Origin of the sequence: Nitrospira sp. BLG_1, from assembly GCF_047338595.1 — a bacterium.
In the GTDB taxonomy this organism is placed as follows: Bacteria; Nitrospirota; Nitrospiria; order Nitrospirales; family Nitrospiraceae; genus Nitrospira_D.
The window spans coordinates 59,274-78,589 of record NZ_JBLFBO010000005.1; the positions used below are offsets into that span (position 1 = coordinate 59,274).

Consider the following 19,316-nt stretch of genomic DNA (forward strand, 5'->3'; position numbering starts at 1 on the left):
CGAAGTCTCCCTTTATAATCATACCAAATGACGAGCTTGATTTGATGTCATCCCCGATCATTAGGCCTAGGTGTTTAGTCCCACCATTTGATGGGTTGGGTTAGAGGTAAATCGTTCTGGTTCTTGTGTCCAGATTTTGCCGGTGTATTCAAAGGGCGTAAGACCCTTGAGGGTTTTGAGCTGCCGCCCAGAATTATACGCGTTGATGAAGTCGTGAAGGTGGGCGTCGAGTTGCCGATAGCTCTCGTCATGATAGCGCTTGACGGTGGCGTCCTTGATCGTCCGGTTCATACGTTCCACCTAGCCATTGGTCCAGGGATGCTGGATCTTGGTGCGGTGCTCAATCCCGTGTTCGTGGCAGCGTATGTCGAACATATGGGCGATGTACGTGGCGGTCGGGCCGTCAGCGTAGCGCGGCGGAAACGTGAACTGGATCCCGTTGTCCGTCAGCACGGGGTGGATTTTGTAGGGAACCGCTGCGATCAGCGCAACCAGGAAGGCGGAGGCGGTGCTTCTGTTCGCGTGGCGCACAAGCTGGACGAAGACGAACTTGCTGGTGCGGTCGATCGCCACCTACAGGTACAACTTGCCTTCCGTCGTTCGGACCTCAGCAATGTTGATATGAAAGTAGCCGATGGGGTCTGTCGTAAATTTCTTCTTTGGTGGCTTGTCTCCGGTCACGTCGGGTAACCGGCTGATCCCGTGGCGCTGCAAGCACCGATGCAAGGACGACCAGGTCAGATGCGGGATCGTGGCTTGCAAGGCATAGAGGCAGTCATCCAGTGGCAGTAGCGTCTGTCGGCGGAAGGCGACAATGCTGGCTTCTTCCTCACTCGATAGTGTGGTGGACTTGGCCTGCTTCGGGCCGGTGGGGAGATCGTGGACAGACGTTCACCGCTTCCACTTCGCCACCGTTTTGGGGTTGGTCCCGTGACGGTTGGCGAGAATGATCAGGCTCTCTTGACTCTATTGGATCGCTCGACGCACCGCCGCTGTCGTGCGGGCGCTCCCGTGCAGTATTTGCCCCATAGCGCCTCCTTCCATTGATAGCTGAAGAGTACACCATCAAATGCTGGGGCTAAACACCTAGAGACTCTCTCCTGATGATTATCTAATGTTTTGCAGAAAGGTCAACCCCACCAATCGATAGACTCGTCCTGAAACGCTATTCTCCATCAAGGACATAGACTTTACACTCCAACGGACGGAATATATCATGGATACGGCCACTCACTATGGGAATCTCTCGAATTCCGAAGAAAGTCTTCGCGTGTAGGGTTCGATTAATAAATAACGACGCAGTTTCATGGGTGAAGGTTTCTGTCTCATTCCCGTTATGAGCCACGATTAGGAAAATACGCTGCCCTTGCTTCCATGCCGAAAAGAAGAAATTGGCTTTAGTAGTTGGGGAAAGGAGCTCACGAGCTTCTGGATTGAAAAACAGCTCCTCCGAGAGAAGTTTTACTTCCCGGTTTATTGTGGCAAGTCTGGCCCAGGTATCCTTGGAATTGGACTTGGTGTCCCAATAGCTTATATAGCCACCATAGATGAGATTGAGGTATGCCATATAATTGAGCTCATCGCCTGTTGGCTCTCGCCAGGCATCCATACTTCCATACAGCTGAATCCATGAATGAGATAGTCTGTTCCTCATTCTCGCTGTTGATAATGTCCGAATGGAAGTGCTTGTGAACCCTTCTAAGTTATGTCCCTGGCCAGTAAACGGATAGTAATCGCTGGAATACACGTCGGTGGAATGAAGTGTGCCGCGAGGTTCCTGTCCGATCACGGTTGGGATTCCATCGTATGCCCAGTTGATGAAAATAAGTCGGTAGGGATCGAGACGCTTGATTGAATCGTGAATTTCCAGTATCTCCTCATCTCGCCATGTATGAGCCGCCGGCTCGTCCACTGGAAACCATCCAATCACAGTAGAATTATCTTTGAAGTGTGTAATGAGTTTTGCAAAGCCAGCTAGACGTTGGCGCCAGTTTGCTGATTTTGCCCCGGCCAGAGGAATCCCGATAATGGCTTTCAGGCCATGGCGAGCAGCGCCTGAAACAAAACCTTCGACATTCTGAACCTCGTACTCGCCATTCTTGTCAGATGGACGGGTATAGAACACTGTATTTATTCCATGTGTGGCAAGGTCCTTGAAATACCAATCCGGCGGTGACTTCCAACTTCCAACTCCCATGCCGACGATGTGAAACGGTTCCTCGTTGATGAACATAATGCGCCGAAGTTGGTTGATTCGAACTTCAGTGGTGCTCGGCGGCCGTTTAACCAGCTTTACTGAAGTGACCGTACGCTTCGTGATCCCCTTGGCCGGCGAAACGATACAAGTGTATTCACCCGGAGACAAATCGCGAATGGAGACATCCACCGCAGTCTGGGAATCCTGGTGAGCCACCAAGTCACCATGAAGTGGCGTCGATACGTTCACATTTGTTACATCTGTACACTGTATCAGGAGTTTAGGGGTTGCAGCCGATTCTCTTGCTAGGATCAAACGAGCGATTGGCTGAGATGTATAGTAGTTGTATTCAAAATAGGCTGAGACGGCGGCCTGCTGATAGGAGGTGAATACCTTGCTCGCGTTCGTCAGGAAGTGCTTGAGCTGTTCCCGTGAGGAGTTCCTCGGCGCAGTAGGCATTTCGTCTTCGAGCGAAGGATGGAATGCGGTCGCGGCGTCTCCTTTTTCAAGCTGCGGTGCCGAAACATAGTATGTTCCCTGAGCAGGGAAGTACATGATTGGCTGAACCGGCGAGGCATTGCCCCGCACACCAGTGAAGGTAGCTGAGTATCGCCTCCACTCCGTCGTTAACTTATATGTGACAGATTCAGTGTCAGCCCAAGCACGAACCACCTTATATTCCATCCCCTCTCGCTCAGCTTTCACATACACAGAAAAAGTGTAAGCACTATTCGATAAGGGGGAATGAATCTTTCTAGGCATGACATTGAGGTGAGGGAACTGACTCTCACTGTTTGTTACCTTTAGTACTTTTGTGCCCGCTACTGGTGATTGTGCTGTATCGTCGATACCATATTGGTCGTGTAAATTGTCAAACGTGAGGGCTGCAGAATGATGGAGATCCCAATAATCCGGAAGCGAGTCATTCGTCTGCTGTTGAAAGGAGGAATTCCGAAGTAGGTTAGGGCTACCCGGATGTGGAGCTGCAACCCCAGACGAAGTCTCAAATTGATACCTGAGACGAGGTTCTCTAATCACATGTTCCCAAACAACATCCCTCTCTTTTGTGAGCAATTGGATTCTTGCCGGCGCGATACGATCCACGCAGCAGTCTAATCTATTGTAGAGTACGACGCTGCTGACTCGGCGCTCTTTCCCGAGGTTCAATTCCCACCACGAATGGCCTTCGATTGAGGTGCTGCTGACTGAATGGGCAAAGTAGTCCCCATTTGTATTTCCATCAATTGCTCGTTCAGCAAGGGCACCACTGGACGTACTACTTTGGGTCGCCTTCCCTTGACCAGCGATATTGATCCCATCTTCATACACTTGGACTTCCGCTAGTGAAAGGATTCGCTCGTCACCGGGCAATTCAATTCGAAGATACTGAGACTGACTGGTGTTTAGGGCTAATGTCGTGTCGGCCCACAGCGCAGCAAATATGCAAACGGACATGTGCGGAACCCAACCATTTCTGAGAATGCTCATAATGACTTAGGTTGCCCTCCCTGTTGTCCATTCATGGGATCGTCTGGTTCTTGGAGAAGCGTCGGCCCTCCACTAGCTGCGAATGGATGTGGCATAGCAGCTTGGATATTCGTCGTGTCTCTTTTCAAGAATACGCATATTTCTCGATCAATCTCAATTGAGGTTATATACTCGAAACTAGCACAGAGCAGGAATCTATCATTTTGTACACCAATGGCAACCTGAATGTAATAGTTGGTAAGCACCTATTGAGGCAGGCCAGAGGAGTTTAGGTGATGAAAACAGTATTCGAATAGGAGTGCCTCCTCAAGAGTACAGGTGTGAAGTGAATTCTAGGCAACGCATTCTGGCTGCTAAGCGAAACCTTTTCTGCGGAGAGCGGAAATCGTGATTCGAAGGAATGTGCCTTGTGTACTCGTGACCGTACCGTCTGCTAGTCAGCCCGGGGGAGTGTCTCAGTTGTTTGACGTACTCCGTGGGCACCTTGGTGACCGAGTGGATTATTTTGAGGTAGGGGCTCGGTCAGAGAGCGCCGGATTCAAGTGTGTTCTCTCTCGGTTAATTAAAGATTATGCTCGATTCATAAGAGTTCTATTGTCAGGCCGTTACGATGTTGTACACATTAATCCGTCACTGCTCCCTAAAGCGATCGTGCGAGATGGTATTTTTCTCATCCTGGCGAAGCTGCTTGGAAAACGTGTGTTGGTGTTTTTCCACGGGTGGGATGTCAGCTTTGAGAGAAAGTTGTGCCACTATTTCTCCGGAATATTTAAATGGACGTACTTTCAAGCCGATGTAGTTCTTGTCCTTGCGAGTGAATTCAGCTCTCGACTGATATCCATGGGATACTCGGGACCAGTGCGCATAGGCTCGACAGCGATCGATGACGTAATGCTTCTAGGTGGAGATTCTGAATCCTGTGCTCTGAAGTGCTCCCGAGAAGGCGAGCAGTTCCGCATTCTGTTTCTTAGTCGAATCGTGAAAAAGAAGGGTGTATTTGAGGCGGTGGACGCCTATTGGACTTTAAAGAGACGATATCCCCAAGTAAATTTAACCATTGCAGGTGAAGGGCCAGATCTAGGGAGTGTAAAGGCTTACGTTAGTGACAAATCCATTTCAGATGTCCGTTTTGCTGGTTTTGTGACCGGGAAGCTCAAAGTGGATGCCTTCAGGGGAGCGGATGTCTATCTCTTTCCCACCTACAGTGAAGGCATGCCGCTCTCTGTACTCGAGGCCATGGCATATGGTCTGCCAGTTGTTACTCGCCCTGTAGGAGCGTTACGGGATTTCTTTGAGGATAAGAAAATGGGCTGCATCATTGAAAGTCTTGCTCCCCACGATATCGCAGATGCTCTTGAATATCTATTGTCGAACCCGGAGCTATGCTTAAGAGTTTCAAAATACAACCACGCCTACGCCAAGCAGCACTTCGGTGCGAGGGGCGTTGCGCAGAAACTTTCTCGACACTATGAAGAGGTGCTGCTTTGATGCAGCGGATTCGCTGGGCTATCAAGCGGGCGAGCGTAATGCACCCACAAGAGGTGATGTACCGCATCGGGGAACGCCTTGTTCTTACTCAATTGCGCAATGCCCATAGAGAGGGTGGAGCACAATTGTCAATGGTTGAGCAGCCTGATCACTATACGTTTTGTACGGCAGCTGATGCGCAGCTTCCTCAATTGAACTGGCAGTTTGATCTTGCTGAGCCCGAAATCACTCGCCTTTTGGAAGGAAAATGGAAGGCTCTCGGTCATCCATGGAAATGGGATCCGACAACACCTACCTGGAATCTTTCGCCGGATACTGGAAATGTCTGGCCAAGAACGTTTTTTGGTGCCATTCAGTACCAAACAGGCAACCCCATTGGTGATATCCGTGTGGCTTGGGAACCGTCAAGGCTACAGCAACTTGTCAGTCTGGCACTACTTGCACGGTATCGGGAGGCGAGCGCTGCTGAGGCAATTCAACTATTAGAATCCATGTTGGCTTCATGGGTTGAGGAAAACCCGCCACTGACCGGTATTCATTATATTTCATCTATGGAGTGTGCTTTACGGTTAATTGCTGTATGCCATGCAGTGGACTTGGTGCGCACAAGACTCATAACCCCCTGTCATACATGGGTAAAGCTATTGCAGCTTGTCAGTTCTCATGCGTCTTTAATTGCCAAGCGATTGTCTCTGTATTCCTCTGCCGGAAATCACACCATTGCGGAGGGGTGTGGGTTGACTTACGCAGGAACGCTATTTCCTGAGTTCTTGGAGGCAAGAGAGTGGAAGGCCATAGGTATGCGCATTCTACTTCAGGAAGCCAGGAGACAAGTATTGCCTGATGGGGGTGGTCTCGAGCAAGCATTTGCCTATCACCGCTTTACTGTTGATCTGCTGGGACTGGTGAAGTCATTACTTGAGCATCATGGTGAAGGTGTGCCGACTCCCATCGCTGATGCTGTGCGGAGTGGTGGGGCTTTTGTGCGGGCCTTTAGAGGTCAGAACGGGAAATTGCCTCAAATTGGAGATGATGACAATGGGCATGCGCTTTCGGCCCATCTTCGCTTCAATTATGAAGAGGGAGGCATCCAGAGCACATCAAGCGTCACATTCCCCGATACTGGGTACACACTAGTATTGAGGCGTTCACCATTCCCTTTTTGTTTAACCTTTGATCATGGCCCGTTAGGTATGTCTCCATGCTTCGGACATGGTCACGCTGATGCGCTATCCATCATCTTAGACTATGGCGATCAGGAAGTGTTTATTGATCCAGGAACATATACATATACCAGCGATGCAGTATGGCGCTCATACTTTCGTGGAACTCGGGCACATAATACTGTTTTTGTCGATCAAATCGACCAAGCCGTTCAGGAAACTGCTTTTATGTGGTCGAAACCATTTCGTGTCCAGCTGATAGGCAAGAGCGAAGATCCTAGTGGTGGTTTTACGCTGATGGCGCGTCACGACGGCTACAAAGAGCGCCTCGGCGTCATCCACTGGCGTGGTATAGCATTTAGTCCTCACGGTGGTTGGTTGGTATGGGATTACCTATCTGGATCGGGCAGTCATTCCCTTGAGCTGAACTGGCATCTGGCTATTAGACCGACACGAACAACGGCTGGATATGCTGTGCAGACGGATTGGGGAGCTCTGCATTTGCATATCGATGGTGGTGCCACTTCCCTGCACAGAGGCGAGATGTCTCCCATTGGTGGTTGGAGGTCAAGAATATATGGCGTACGAGAACCAATCTCTACGCTCCGCACCATGTTCACCGGCACCTTGCCTCACGAATTTGTCACAGAAATTAGGTGTGAAAATTCCAGCTTTTCCGTTCCGCTGTCACGTGCCATTTCATCTTTTCGAGGAGTCATGCATGAAGCTACCTCGCATTGAAATTCTTGGCGTGCCAGTTGACTGCGTTACTATGGGTGAGGCGGTTGATCTCGCTGAATCCATGGTGAAGGACCAACAGCCGCGCGCCATCCTTGCGGTGAATCCTGAAAAGATTGTACGTGCTCAGCAGGATAGAAGTCTTCTTGCTCAACTCCGGAATGCAGCGCTAGTGATTCCGGACGGGATTGGCGTTGTTTTTGCGGCTAGACTATTGCGGGGTAGGTGTACGGAGCGTGTTCCTGGGTCGGAACTCATGCCGTTGCTTTGTCAGCGAGCCGCAACGAAAGGATATACAGTTTTTCTGTTTGGAGCGAGCCACGAGGTGGTCTCGCGTACTGCGGAAGTCTTACAGCAATGGTTTGCCGGTCTCAAGATCGTTGGTGCTCAGCATGGCTATGTGAAAGAAGACGAGATGCCAGTGATCATTTCAAAGATCAATTCTGTTCAACCTGACCTTCTCTTTGTGGCGTTGGGCAGTCCCAAGCAAGAGATGTGGATTACTCGATATTTGCCAGAATTGAGAGTTGGCGTTTGTCAGGGAGTTGGTGGCACCTTTGACGTTATTGCGGGTAGGGTGAAACGTGCCCCCGTTGTGTTTAGAGCCATACATCTTGAATGGTTTTACCGCTTGATTTCGGAACCCAGCCGTATCGGCCGTCAGGTCGCACTCCCCTTGTTCGTCTATCATGTCTTCAGAAGTCTGCTTCTAGGACAACCTTACCAACAACCTGATGCGGCAAGTAATGAGGCCACTAGGTTGTTGAGGGAGATGACTGAACTGGAGCAAGAGATTTATCAGAAAGACAAGGCTGCGTAGCTTCTATGGAAGGTTGTATGACTCGCTGCTTTTGCCAACCCTTGCGGCACAAATTTGAACGTTGTTGCAGGAATGTTGACACAGGTGCGGGAAGCGTCCACTGTCCACTACCTTAGTTTTCATGGACATAGCAACTTTGTGTGTTGGTCTGAGGTTTGCTAGAGAGTTATCCATTCCTACGTGTCCCTAATAGAGTAACCATTCGACAACCTCTAACAGGAGTGGTGGTATGCAGATGATGAAACAATGGTTTAGGCGAGGATTCATGCTTTCGGCTGCAGCGATATGTGTCCTCTCGGTTCCAGTCACGGCAGCCCAAGCAGCATTGATGACATACTCCTTTGCCGGCAATCTCGACGGTGACTCGACTGGTTCGTTTCAAATTGACGGACTGTTTAAATATGAGAGCTCGACGGTCGGGAGCGGTGGTGTCTTCAACGGCACGGTAAAGGATTACAACTTCAATCTGAGGTTTCTGGGCCCTAGTGGCCCACAGCTTCTCTACACGTCATCGTTCTCAGCAGGTGCGAATGCTGTCACGATTTCGAAGAATATTCCATTAGGAGGCGGCATTGGTGACCGATGGGAATTAGTTACTGCCGCTAGCGGTGATTCCCTTTCTGATGGCAGCACCCCATTTAGTTTTGGTCTTCGCCTAAACCAGATTGGAGGAGGATTGAATCTGAACGTTCAGGATCCTCCCGGTTTGGGCAGCCTGAACGGCGGGAGTGCGAGGTGGCGACTTCTTTTTGAGGATGCGGATGGTGTTCCCGGCGCCTATGTAGGGAATATCAGCAGTCTCACGGCCGTGCCGTTGCCGGCGGCGGTGCTGCTGTTCGGTGCGGGGCTGATCTCATTGGTGGGGCTGGGGGCTGGCGGATTGCGAAATCTTCGTACATCCAAGGTCTAGACGATTCCCTCGTTTCCGACTGCTGGGGCTTGATACCTCTACATAGGTATCAAGCCCGCTCTTTCTCCGAAATCAATCGACAGAGAATCGGTTCCGATAGACAATCAGGTTTCGCCGCGGTTGTTCGGATCGGCGTCGCTTGTTTGCCCCTTTACAATATTATCGAGTGAGTGAATCTGCCTTATGGCCAGTACGCGCGCTCTATGTGTTTCCTCGATCGTGATCATCGTATTTCTTGGCTATCTCTATGCCGACAGCCTTGTGTTTCTGATCAGTCGGTGGTTTGGGAGTGAGGATTATAGTCATGGATTGTTCGTCCCTTTCATTTCAGGGTTTCTCATCTGGCAATCCCGACACCGGCTGTCTCAACTGCCAAGAGAGCAATCATGGTGGGGCTTGGCCGTTGTCGGTCTTGGTCTCTTTCTCTATGTGGTCGGTGAACTCTCGACACTTTTTCTCGTCTTACACCTGTCGTTATGGATCGTACTCGTCGGATTGGCGATGACTCTCGTTGGGATTCGTGGCACGAAGGCGATTGCGTTTCCCCTCGGCTACCTCCTGACTGCGATCCCGCTTCCCACGTTTTTTTATGCAAACCTATCAAGCCAACTGCAATTGTGGTCGTCTTCGCTCGGCGTCGGCTGTCTACAACTTGTTGGGGTGATGGCATTTCGTGAAGGCAATGTCATCGATCTTGGGCCCGTTCAGCTGCAAGTCGTCGAAGCCTGCAGTGGGATTCGCTATCTGCTTCCTCTGCTCTCGCTTGCGTTGCTCTGCGCGTATCTCTTCAATGACAGGATGTGGAAACGAGTCCTCTTAGTACTCTCTGCTATCCCCATCTCGATACTGATTAACGGGTTCCGGATTGGCATGATCGGCGTGTTGGTCGAATTTTATGGGAAAGGTGCAGCAGAAGGGTTCTATCATCTCTTTGAGGGATGGGTCATTTTCATGGTCAGCTTTGGGTTGCTGATCCTCGAAGTGGCGTGCCTCGGAAGCCTTGGCGCAGAGACACCAGGGCGATCGTTGCGTGAGCATTTGAAATGGGGAACTCAGGAAGTGGAGACCGTCGTGAAGGGCGAGGTGAACGTCCTCCCCAACCGGATACTCTCACCCGGTCCAGCCTACTTATGCAGTGTGGCGCTGTTTGCCCCATGTGCATTGCTTGGTACTCTGCTTATGGATCGTGAGGAAAGTCCTCCTCCCCGAACCGCCTTTGTAGATTTCCCGATGGAAATCAGCGGATGGCGTGGCCAACCCTATCCGCTCGAACAGCAGTACATCGATACCCTTCGGTTTGACGATTATGTTCTCGCGGATTATCGACTGAGTCCCCAGCAGCAGGTGAATTTCTATGCTGCCTATTATCGGTCACAACGAAAAGGACAGTCGGCTCATTCACCTCAAAGTTGTCTGCCGGGTGGTGGCTGGGAAATTTCCTCATTGGCGCAAGCCGAAATACCGGTCTCGGATGCGACTATGCAACCGCTGCGGGCCAATCGTGTGGTCATTCAGAAAGGGGATCAAAAGCAAATCGTTTTATATTGGTTTAAACAACGCGAGCGTCAGCTCACGAGCGAATATCTGGTCAAAATGTACTTATTGTGGGACGCATTTTCTCGGCAGCGGACTGACGGGGCGTTGGTGAGGTTGGCTGCGCTTGTCAGCCCGGGTGAATCCGAATCCACAGTCGACCAACGTCTCCGGGAATTTGCAGTCGCAGTTGGGGGGGAGCTGCCGAGGTTTGTGCCGGACTAAACAACCCTGTACCTGATGAGCGAGCGTACCAATGCTGAATGAACTCTTTTTCAGTTCCATGACCGCCTTGCTGGTCTGCATGGCTCTGATTCCATTCCTGCGGATTGTGGCAGAGCGCTTCCAGATCATGGATCAACCGGGAGGCCGGAAAGTTCATGCGCATGCGGTGCCGCGGATCGGTGGGATCGCATTTGCCGTCGGTGCATGCGCCTCGATTGCCTGGTGGGGGCCTAAGGATACTACAACATTCTCGGTATTATTAGGATGCGGGATTATCGTGGTCTTTGGTGTATGGGATGACCGCGTTGATCTCGGCTACAGAACCAAAGTAGTCGGACAGCTGTGCGCGGCTCTTACTGTAGTATTAGGCGGAGATATCTGGTTTACCACTCTTCCCTTTCTCCCCGATGTAGAAGTGCCGGCATGGATCGGGATGCTTGTGACGGTGGTGTTCCTGATCGGCGTGTCCAACGCCGTCAATTTGACAGATGGTTTGGATGGTCTGGCTGGTGGACTGTCGTTTCTCACGCTCAGTGGGATCGCCTATCTGGCCTATCTTTCTGGAGACTCGACGGTTCTCGTGCTCGCTGTTCCCTTTCTTGGAGCAATCTTGGGGTTCTTGCGGTACAACACCTATCCCGCACGTATCTTCATGGGGGACGGAGGTAGCCAACTCTTGGGATTTATGATGGGTGTGCTGGCCGTCTTGCTGACAGACTCATCCCGTGGTCCCTTCAGCCCTAGCCTTGCGTTATTTCTATTGGGATTGCCGTTCTTGGACACGCTTGGGGTCACGGCGCAGCGGTTGGCTGAGGGGCGATCGCCGTTCGTTGGGGATCGCGCTCATATCCATCATAAATTGCTTAAAGTGGGGCTCACGCACTATGAAGCCGTAACCGTGATCTATCTGATACAGGCTGGTATGTTGGGGGTGGCTTATATGCTACGCTGGCAGTCCGACAAACTTATTGTTCCGCTCTATCTGACGCTCGTGTTCTTGGTCTTAATGCTGTTTATTGCGGCGGGACGAGGACTCCTTCCCTCTCCAACCTCAGGAGCAGGGTATGTTCTTTCAAATGCCACCATTGTCAGATTCGTCAATGGCCCTTGGCTGACGGATCTCCCGATCCAGTTCTTGGCGGTGACTGTTCCGTTGTTCCTGATTGCATTGGTATTTCTTCCATCGACGGTTCCCACCGACGTGGGGTATGTCTCGATTGGGCTCTTCGCGGTGGTGTTGATCGGACTCTCCTGCTCCTCGCAGGTTGCTCCGTACTTTGTGCGAGGAGGGCTTTATGTTGGGACCACATTCTTGCTTTATGTCTGTGAGGGTTCTCGGATAGGTGCTGTTTCTGCCGTCGCCATGGCGCACAACGTGTTCTTTGTCATTGCCGCTATTATGGTGCTATTAAGTCTTCGGTTCAATCAGGAGAGCCGTTTCCAGACGACACCGCTTGACTATTTGATGGTATTTATGGCTGTGACGTTGCCATTGCTTCCAGAGGTCAGCGCGGATGTCTCGCATTTAGGTGTCTTTGCGGCCAAATTGGTGGTGCTCTTCTTTTCCTTCGAGTTGCTCCTTCATGCATTTTCGACGCGTGTCAGACAATTAGGACTCGTGTCGCTCTGGATTCTCTTTGGGTTGGGAATTCGGATTTTGTTGTAGCGAACCGCATTACGTAATAACGTACAAGTATGAATTGTGAACACTTACAGAAGAGCTGTGGGCAGGGTGTCAGTAAAAGCGGAAGTGTCGGCATTCTTCTCCTCGCGGTACTGGCCTTGACCGCTTGTGGTGGTCCTGAAGAGAGAAAAGCAAAGTATTTTGCTCGAGCCACTGAGTATATGGAGGCTGCGAATTATCCCAAGGCAAGGGTGGCACTGAGAAATGTGTTGAAAATTGATCCCAAGGATCCGGATGCCTACGTTTTGTTTGCTCGAGTTGAAGAGAAGGAAAAGAATTGGCGCAATGCGGTGCAGCTCTATCAGGAAGCCGTACGACTGAGTCCTGATCATACCGCGGCATTGATTGCCTTAGGCAAATACTACCTGGAAGCGCAGTTGACCGATCGTGTAGTGGAAGTGGCAGAGGCAGTGCTCAGGGGCTATCCCGGCCATGCTCAGGCGCAGGCGCTAAAGATTGCCTCACAGGTGGTCTCGGACGCAGCCGTTCTTCCAGCGATTCCCAAGGCGGAAGCCCTGGCCAGAGAATTTCCTGCGGAGCCGGACGTTGCGATTCTTCTTGCGACGTTGTACGGCCAGCGTCAACGCTATCATGATGCCGAGAACGTATTGCGATCTGCCTTAAAAGCACATCCAGCTGATCTCGATCTCCTGAGTAGTTTGAATGCGGTATTGACCAGAGTCAATGATTCAGCCGGTGCGGAGAGAGTGATTCGTCGGATGATCGACGTCGAGCCGGAGTCGTTTGATCACCGGCTGAGACTGGCTCAGTTCTATGTCAAGGAAAGCGCCTATGGTCAGGCGGAAAGCGTGCTTCGTGATGCGGTGGCGCGTGACCCAAACAGTGAGCAGCGCAGACTTGTATTGGCGGAGTTCTTTGTCAATAGGAACGATCTCTCGTCCGCTGAACGCGTACTCTTGGAGGCCACGTCGCAGTTACCGTATGCGAGTCAGCTTCAATTTGGAGTTGCTGCGCTCTATGTGAGGATGGGCCAGGAGGCCAAAGCGCGCGATCAGTATGCTGCCTTGGTCCGTGAATACAACGAGAAGCCGGCTGGACTGGAAGCTAAGGTGAAGTTGGCGGAGATGGATTTCCGTGCCGGCAAACAGATCGACGCGGAACGTCAAGTGCAGGATGTCTTGAAAGAGAACCCTCGATCAACGGAAGGGTTGATCCTCACGGGGCGGATGGCGTTGACCAGAAGGAAGGGGAAGGACGCGGTCCAGGCGTTTCGCACCGTTCTGCATGATCGGCCAGAGTTAGCCACGGTGCATTATCTGCTTGGCCAGGCGTATCAACTCGCCGGTGATATCAATCTTGCAAAGGACAGTTTGGAACGGGCAGTGGCACTGTACCCGGACCAGGTGGATGCCAAACGATCCCTGGCATTGCTGGAGAGCCGAAGCGGACGACACCAGCAGGCCCGTGCGCGACTCGAGGATCTCTTGAAGCAACGTCCTCATGATATTACCGCGCTCGACATGCTGATGACGTTGGATGTGGTGACGAAGAATTGGCAGGAAGGGGAGAGAACATTAACACGACTTCGCCAGGTGTCGGGCGGCAATCAGGCTATTGCGTTGGTGGCTGAAGGGCGGTTCTATGAAGCGCAGCGCCGCCTGAGTGAGGCAAGTCGGGCCTACGAGCGAGCAACGGCAGTCGCTCCAAATTCGCCGGAGCCGTTACTGTCGCTTGTGAAAGTGGAGGTAGCGTTAGGGCAGGCTGCCCGCTCTAAAACCAGGCTGGAGTCTATCCTGGCTACCGATCAGAACCATCTCTTCGCGCACGGTCTCCTGGGGGAGATTTTGTCTCGTGCACAGCTGCACGAAGAGGCTGCATCCCACTATAGGGAAGCAGTTCGAGTCAATCCGAAGTGGGTGACCCCATGGCTCAATTGGGTCACAGCGGCATTGTCTCAGAAGAAACCTGACGTGGCGTTGCAGATCGTGCAAGAGGCACTTACAGCGAACCCCGAGAGCGAGGAGTTGCATATGCTATTGGCCTCGGTGCAGTCCGAGCGAGGACAGCTCGATCTGGCCATGGGCGCGTATGAAGCCACCTTGCGAATCAATCCGCACAACGTGTTGGCGGCGAACAACTTGGCTGTGCTGCTTGTCGATCACAAAGGAGATCCGGCAAGTTTGCAGAAAGCCTTCGGTCTCAGCAGAGAGTTTGAGAAGGAGGCACCGCATCCGTTGTTCATCGATACACTCGGGTGGGTTCGATTCAAGATGGGTCAACAGGAGGAAGCGATCCGTCTCATGAAAGATGCGGTCGTTAAATCTCCAGAAATGTCTATCCTTAATTATCACCTTGGGATTGCATTCTTGCGGTCCGGTCAACGAGCTGAGGCTCGCGCCTACCTCTCCAGAGCACTGAAAAGTCCGGATCTATTTGAAGGGCGACGAGAGGCCGAGCAGGCCCTCGCACAGCTAAGGGGGTAAAGAAGAAGCCATGGGTCGTTCAGTTCGATCAATGCTGAGTGGGGGACTGATCATAGGTGTCGTGTTAGCGGTGATGCCCGTTCATGCCGAAGATGCGATGCCTGCGTCGCTGGCGTCGCAATTTGAGCCGGGATATCGACTCGGTGCAGAAGATGTCTTGTTGGTATCGGTGTGGAAAGATGAGCAGTTGACACGCGAGGTCGTGGTTCGTCCGGACGGCATGTTTTCGTTCCCCCTCGTTGGAGACATCCAAGCGGAGAATCAAACAGTTGAAGATATTCGTGGAGAACTGGTCAAGCGCCTCACGAAGTATATACCGAATCCCAATGTTTCCGTGGCTGTGACGAAAGTGGCTAGTTACAAGGTGTATGTCGTTGGGCGAGTCAATAAACCGGGTGAATACGTGATTGGCCATTACACTGATGTCTTACAGGCGCTCAGTCTTGCCGGAGGGCTGACTCCGTTCGCTGGAGAAAACGATATTAAAGTGATGCGGCGAGTGAGGGGGGGGCAGCAGGCCATTCCCTTCCGCTATGGAGATATTCGAAAAGGGAGAGACTTGGAGCAGAATATTCTTCTCCAACGCGGCGACGTCGTCATGGTGCCGTAATCGATGCATGAAAGGGATGGGGCTCGAGGTCGTAACCACTATCGATATGTGCGAGGCGTCGGGCGGTTCTTGGTGCTGCTCTGGCTCTTGGAATGCACTACGGCAGGCCAAAGCGAGGCAGCAGAGTGGTCCTTGGCTCCATCGATTGGGGCGAAGGGAGTCTACAACAGTAATCTATTGTTGACACCGCTTCCCCATCACGACACCTATGGGTATTGGGTTACCCCCGCGACGGAATTCTCCGGTAAGACCGAGCGCCTGGACGTCAGTAGTAGGCTCGCCGCAGACATTGTTGGGTATTTCGGCGGTGAGGACCGGCAGTTTACGAACGTCTTTGCTCCCTTGTCGGTGCGTTATAGAACAGAAAAGGATCTCTTCGGCTTCCATGGAGGATTCACCCGGGACAATACGTTGCTCAGTGAATTGCAGGCGACCGGGGTTGTTCTGCAGTTCGCTCAACGTAATCAGTGGACCTTTAATCCAACGTGGACAAGAGCTGTGACGGAAAAGTTGTCACTTCAGTCAAGCGTACAGTTGTCCGACACGACGTATGAAACTGCCAGGTTGACTGACCATCGCGTGGTGGGTGGCTCCGGTGGACTGCAGTATCAGTTGACAGAGCGCGACCAGATTCTTTTATTAGGATCCTATACGGATTTTCGTACAAAGGATTCACCATTTTCATTTCGAGCGAATTTCCCTGGAATCAATATGAGTCTTACCCATGCCTTTGATGAATCGTTGACGGGAACTGTTTATGGCGGACCCAGGTTTTTGTCTTCCACGACGCAGATACCCGCCGGCTCCTCTGATGCCAATGAGACTGTGTGGTTGGCCGGGGCCAGTATGACGAAACAGTTTGAACGAGCTATGGTTCAAGTTACGTTTGCTCGAGATCTGAGCCCTAGTGGATTTGGACTCTTAATTCAGACGAATCGAGGCGAAGTCTCCGGCACCTATGGCGTTTCGGAGACTCTGGCCTTGGGGCTGAATTTGGTTGGAATGATCACGACCGGAAAGGCAGGCACGGCTATCGGAGCAACCTTTCCGGAAAGCCGGTATGTCAGTGTGGCACCGAAGTTGACGTGGCAGTTTCTCGAATGGTGGCGGGCAGAAGTGTCATACATGTATCGATGGCGGGATACTGACATTGCGATTAGCTCGGCCGAATCTCATGGGACCACGTTTATGGTGACCTATTCTCCGGCACACCTCTTGTTCTCTCATTAATGCTATGGGACAAACACAAGGATCCGGACAGCATTCCGAGCGAGTCATGAGCGTGAAGGACTACATTACGGCGTTTCATCGGCGTCGCAAGCTCGTTCTCCTCACCAGCCTCGGTCTTTTGATGGCGTCGTTGCTCTTGGCGTTCTTCTGGCCACCGACGTATAAGTCCACGGCCACGATCCTGATCGAAGAACAGGAAATTCCATCAGATCTTGTTCGGTCGACCATTACAAGTTATGCCGACCAACGGATTGAGACGATCAAACAACAAGTGATGAGTCGAACAACGCTCTGGAAAGTGGTCGAGCAATTTAATCTGTACCAGGACCTTCGCAAAAATACACCGGCAGAAGAGATTGTGAAGAGATTCATCAAGGATATTGAAGTTGAAGTGATCAGTGCGGATGTTGTGGATAAGCGTACGCAACATGCCACTAAGGCAACCATTGCCTTTACCGTGTCGTATCAAAACCGAACTCCTGAATTGGCTCAGAAGGTGGCCAATGAGCTGACAAGCTTATTTTTGGGAGAGAACTTGAAGAGCCGTGAACGACAGGCGCAGGAGGCCACGTCGTTTCTTCAGCAGGAAGCGGAAAACCTTGCACGTCATATCAAGGAAATCGATGAACGTATCGCATCGTTCAAACACCGAGCGAAGGGAGCGCTCCCGGAATTGATGCCGTTGAATCAGCAACTGCTGAATCAGGCCGAACGTGAATCGATGGATGTCGATCAGCAGATTCGGAGCCTGGAAGAACGCAAAACCTATCTTGAAGGGGAATTGGCCACAGTGAAGCCGAATACTCCCATCCTATCCGTGACCGGGGAGCGTATTCTCGATTCGACGGAACGGTTGCGCGCTCTGCGTGCTGAATATGCCGGCGCCACCGCGAATCTATCTCCTGAGCATCCTGACATCGTGAAGATGAAACAGGAAATCGAAGCGTTGGAGAAAGAGGCAGGGGAGACATCCGATGCCGATGAAGCTTCGAAGCGGCTTACCGAGGCACGTACTGCGCTGGCAGCGGATTCGGAACGATTGGGGCCCGAGCATCCCGACGTACTCCAGGCTCGTAGAAAAATCGCAAGACTTGAACAGGAAGTGTCTCGACTTGGAAGCGTGCCACGGAAGGTTGTCAATCAACGGCCCGAGAATCCGGCCTATATCAATCTGCAGGCCCAGTTGAACTCCGTGACGTCTTCGTTGGAGGCACTCCGAAATACCCGTACCGATATCAAACGACGGCTACAAGGGTATGCGACCAGGCTGGAGCGCGGGCCTGAGATTGAGCCGGAGTATTTGGTACTGATGCGAGACCGAGATACCTCCGGACAAAAGTATCAAGAAATTCGCTCCAGATTGTTGGAAGCAAAGGTGTCTGAGGGATTGGAGGTTCAGCGGAAAGGCGAACGCTTCTCGCTCATTGACCCGCCCAGTCTTCCCGAGAAACCCTATAAACCTAATCGATTCGCAATCGTTCTTCTTGGCTTCCTTCTCGCAGTGGGCGGGGGAATCGGCGTAGGCGCGGCTGCGGAAGCACTTGACCATTCCATCCGGACCCCCGAACAGCTTGTCGCCCTGACGCAACAGTTTCCCCTTGCGGTGATTCCATTCATGCCGAATGAAGAAGACTTGTCCCACGTCAAGCTCAGGCGACGGGTCGTGCAAACTGCGGGAGTCGGCATGGTCGCGACGGCAATTGTATTGGTACATGTCTTTGTGACCCCATTGGATGTCCTGTGGTTTTCTGCATTGAGACGGTTTGGAGTGGAGTAACCCGGAAGGCTATGTATGGATCGTATCCGTGCCGCACTAGATCTGTATAAGGACTACAGGGGTTCTTCTATTCGTAGTGAGACCTCGGGGCGAGCGGCCACCCAGTCGGTACCGCCTCCGATTACGTATACCAAGACCAGATCGCTGAGCATTCCACACACGGTTTTGCGTGGGCATCGCGTGATGGCCGCACACAAGAAGGGGGCATTCGTCGACGCCTATAAAATCCTTCGAACCCAAGTCACACAGCGGCTTCGGGAAAACGGATGGAATGTCGTCGGTGTAACGAGTCCCGGGTATGGAGAAGGGAAAACGTTGACGGCCGTCAATTTGGCGGTCAGTCTTGCCATGGAAACAACGCAGACTGTGTTGCTGGTGGATTCTGATCTTCAGGATCCTACAGTACACCAGGTCTTTGGCTTGAAAGACTGTCTTGGTCTGGCCGATTACCTGCTTGATGATCACCCCGTTGAGGATTTGTTGTTGCACCCTGGGATCGGGCGGTTTGTCTTGTTGCCAGGAGGGCGGGCAATCTCGAACTCCACGGAAATCTTGACCGCCCCGAAGATGGTTGCACTGGTGGAGGAGTTGAAGCATCGCTACCCCTCTCGAGTCGTGATTTTTGATCTCCCTCCATTGCTCCATACGGCTGATGTCTTGGCGTTCTCTCCGTACACGGATGCGCTTCTGATGGTCGTTGAGGAGGGAAAGACCACGGGCGAGGAATTGCAGCGTGCCCTCTCATTGGTCAAGCACTCACGGCCGGTCCTAGGGACGGTCCTCAATAAGGCTGGACGATCGTCCTTGACCCTTGCGGACATGAAAGCCATGTTGGCTACCTAACCTGCACCGGCGTGTCTAGCAGGATGCTGAAAACGTCCGCCAGCGGCGTTCTCGCATCGCTCAGAGGCTCAACGTACCGGAACGTACGCCTCACCTCTTCGCTTGCTGCGGCCTTGCTGGAAGCCATTTCTGAGCATCCTGAAGTTGTTGAGAGGCGTTCCTGTAG

At 52.1% G+C, this 19,316-nt stretch carries 12 protein-coding genes and 1 pseudogene; 11 read left to right on the forward strand and 2 right to left on the reverse strand.

What is annotated here, in order from left to right; genetic code table 11:
- Nucleotides 1-66 precede the first annotated feature (66 nt).
- Nucleotides 67-954 (reverse strand): annotated as a pseudogene (locus ACMTNU_RS06835) (IS481 family transposase).
- Between the two features lie 211 nt (nt 955-1,165).
- Entirely contained in the window at nt 1,166-3,685 is a 2,520-nt protein-coding gene (locus tag ACMTNU_RS06840) for a discoidin domain-containing protein (RefSeq protein WP_413934485.1), read from the reverse strand.
- Between the two features lie 651 nt (nt 3,686-4,336).
- Here ACMTNU_RS06840 and ACMTNU_RS06845 point away from each other — a divergent pair.
- The 11 genes from ACMTNU_RS06845 (at nt 4,337) to ACMTNU_RS06895 (ending at nt 19,150) form a co-directional block, all read left to right on the forward strand.
- Nucleotides 4,337-5,173 (forward strand): glycosyltransferase family 4 protein, encoded by an 837-nt coding sequence (locus tag ACMTNU_RS06845; RefSeq protein WP_413934486.1) that lies wholly within the window; start codon nt 4,337-4,339, stop codon nt 5,171-5,173.
- Nucleotides 5,173-7,077, forward strand: a complete 1,905-nt coding sequence (locus ACMTNU_RS06850) for an alginate lyase family protein (protein WP_413934487.1) — start codon at nt 5,173-5,175, stop codon at nt 7,075-7,077. Before ACMTNU_RS06845 ends, ACMTNU_RS06850 begins: the two co-directional genes overlap by 1 nt.
- Entirely contained in the window at nt 7,058-7,894 is an 837-nt protein-coding gene (locus ACMTNU_RS06855; RefSeq protein ID WP_413934488.1) for a WecB/TagA/CpsF family glycosyltransferase, read from the forward strand. The genes ACMTNU_RS06850 and ACMTNU_RS06855 overlap by 20 nt, the downstream gene beginning before the upstream one ends.
- Nucleotides 7,895-8,123: 229 nt before the next feature.
- The gene (locus tag ACMTNU_RS06860) at nt 8,124-8,804 is read left to right on the forward strand and encodes a hypothetical protein (protein WP_413934489.1); all 681 of its coding nucleotides are present in this window, start codon (nt 8,124-8,126) and stop codon (nt 8,802-8,804) included.
- A gap of 183 nt (nt 8,805-8,987) precedes the next feature.
- On the forward strand, nt 8,988-10,562 hold the full coding sequence (xrtD, locus tag ACMTNU_RS06865; RefSeq protein WP_413934490.1) for a VPLPA-CTERM-specific exosortase XrtD: 1,575 nt from the start codon (nt 8,988-8,990) through the stop codon (nt 10,560-10,562).
- A 31-nt stretch (nt 10,563-10,593) separates the two neighbouring features.
- A complete protein-coding gene (locus ACMTNU_RS06870) occupies nt 10,594-12,228 on the forward strand; it encodes a glycosyltransferase family 4 protein (RefSeq protein WP_413934491.1) in 1,635 nt (544 codons plus the stop codon).
- Between the two features lie 29 nt (nt 12,229-12,257).
- Nucleotides 12,258-14,690, forward strand: coding sequence for a tetratricopeptide repeat protein (locus tag ACMTNU_RS06875; RefSeq protein WP_413934492.1), 2,433 nt, complete (start codon nt 12,258-12,260; stop codon nt 14,688-14,690).
- A 10-nt stretch (nt 14,691-14,700) separates the two neighbouring features.
- Nucleotides 14,701-15,300 (forward strand): polysaccharide biosynthesis/export family protein, encoded by a 600-nt coding sequence (locus ACMTNU_RS06880; protein ID WP_413934493.1) that lies wholly within the window; start codon nt 14,701-14,703, stop codon nt 15,298-15,300.
- A gap of 3 nt (nt 15,301-15,303) precedes the next feature.
- The gene (locus ACMTNU_RS06885) at nt 15,304-16,530 is read left to right on the forward strand and encodes a hypothetical protein (protein WP_413934494.1); all 1,227 of its coding nucleotides are present in this window, start codon (nt 15,304-15,306) and stop codon (nt 16,528-16,530) included.
- 52 nt (nt 16,531-16,582) lie between these two features.
- Complete coding sequence (locus tag ACMTNU_RS06890; protein ID WP_413934495.1) at nt 16,583-18,307, forward strand: Wzz/FepE/Etk N-terminal domain-containing protein; 1,725 nt, start codon at nt 16,583-16,585, stop codon at nt 18,305-18,307.
- A gap of 15 nt (nt 18,308-18,322) precedes the next feature.
- Complete coding sequence (locus ACMTNU_RS06895) at nt 18,323-19,150, forward strand: CpsD/CapB family tyrosine-protein kinase (RefSeq protein WP_413934496.1); 828 nt, start codon at nt 18,323-18,325, stop codon at nt 19,148-19,150.
- Nucleotides 19,151-19,316: the final 166 nt, after the last annotated feature.

Bases quoted from the DNA above. Each gene is read 5' to 3' on its own strand.
- ACMTNU_RS06840 (WP_413934485.1), bottom strand. From the start codon at position 3,685: ATGAGCATTCTCAGAAATGGTTGGGTTCCGCACATGTCCGTTTGCATA.
- ACMTNU_RS06850 (WP_413934487.1), top strand. From the start codon at position 5,173: ATGCAGCGGATTCGCTGGGCTATCAAGCGGGCGAGCGTAATGCACCCA.
- ACMTNU_RS06855 (WP_413934488.1), top strand. From the start codon at position 7,058: ATGAAGCTACCTCGCATTGAAATTCTTGGCGTGCCAGTTGACTGCGTT.
- ACMTNU_RS06860 (WP_413934489.1), top strand. From the start codon at position 8,124: ATGCAGATGATGAAACAATGGTTTAGGCGAGGATTCATGCTTTCGGCT.
- xrtD (WP_413934490.1), top strand. From the start codon at position 8,988: ATGGCCAGTACGCGCGCTCTATGTGTTTCCTCGATCGTGATCATCGTA.
- ACMTNU_RS06870 (WP_413934491.1), top strand. From the start codon at position 10,594: ATGCTGAATGAACTCTTTTTCAGTTCCATGACCGCCTTGCTGGTCTGC.
- ACMTNU_RS06875 (WP_413934492.1), top strand. From the start codon at position 12,258: ATGAATTGTGAACACTTACAGAAGAGCTGTGGGCAGGGTGTCAGTAAA.
- ACMTNU_RS06880 (WP_413934493.1), top strand. From the start codon at position 14,701: ATGGGTCGTTCAGTTCGATCAATGCTGAGTGGGGGACTGATCATAGGT.
- ACMTNU_RS06885 (WP_413934494.1), top strand. From the start codon at position 15,304: ATGCATGAAAGGGATGGGGCTCGAGGTCGTAACCACTATCGATATGTG.
- ACMTNU_RS06895 (WP_413934496.1), top strand. From the start codon at position 18,323: ATGGATCGTATCCGTGCCGCACTAGATCTGTATAAGGACTACAGGGGT.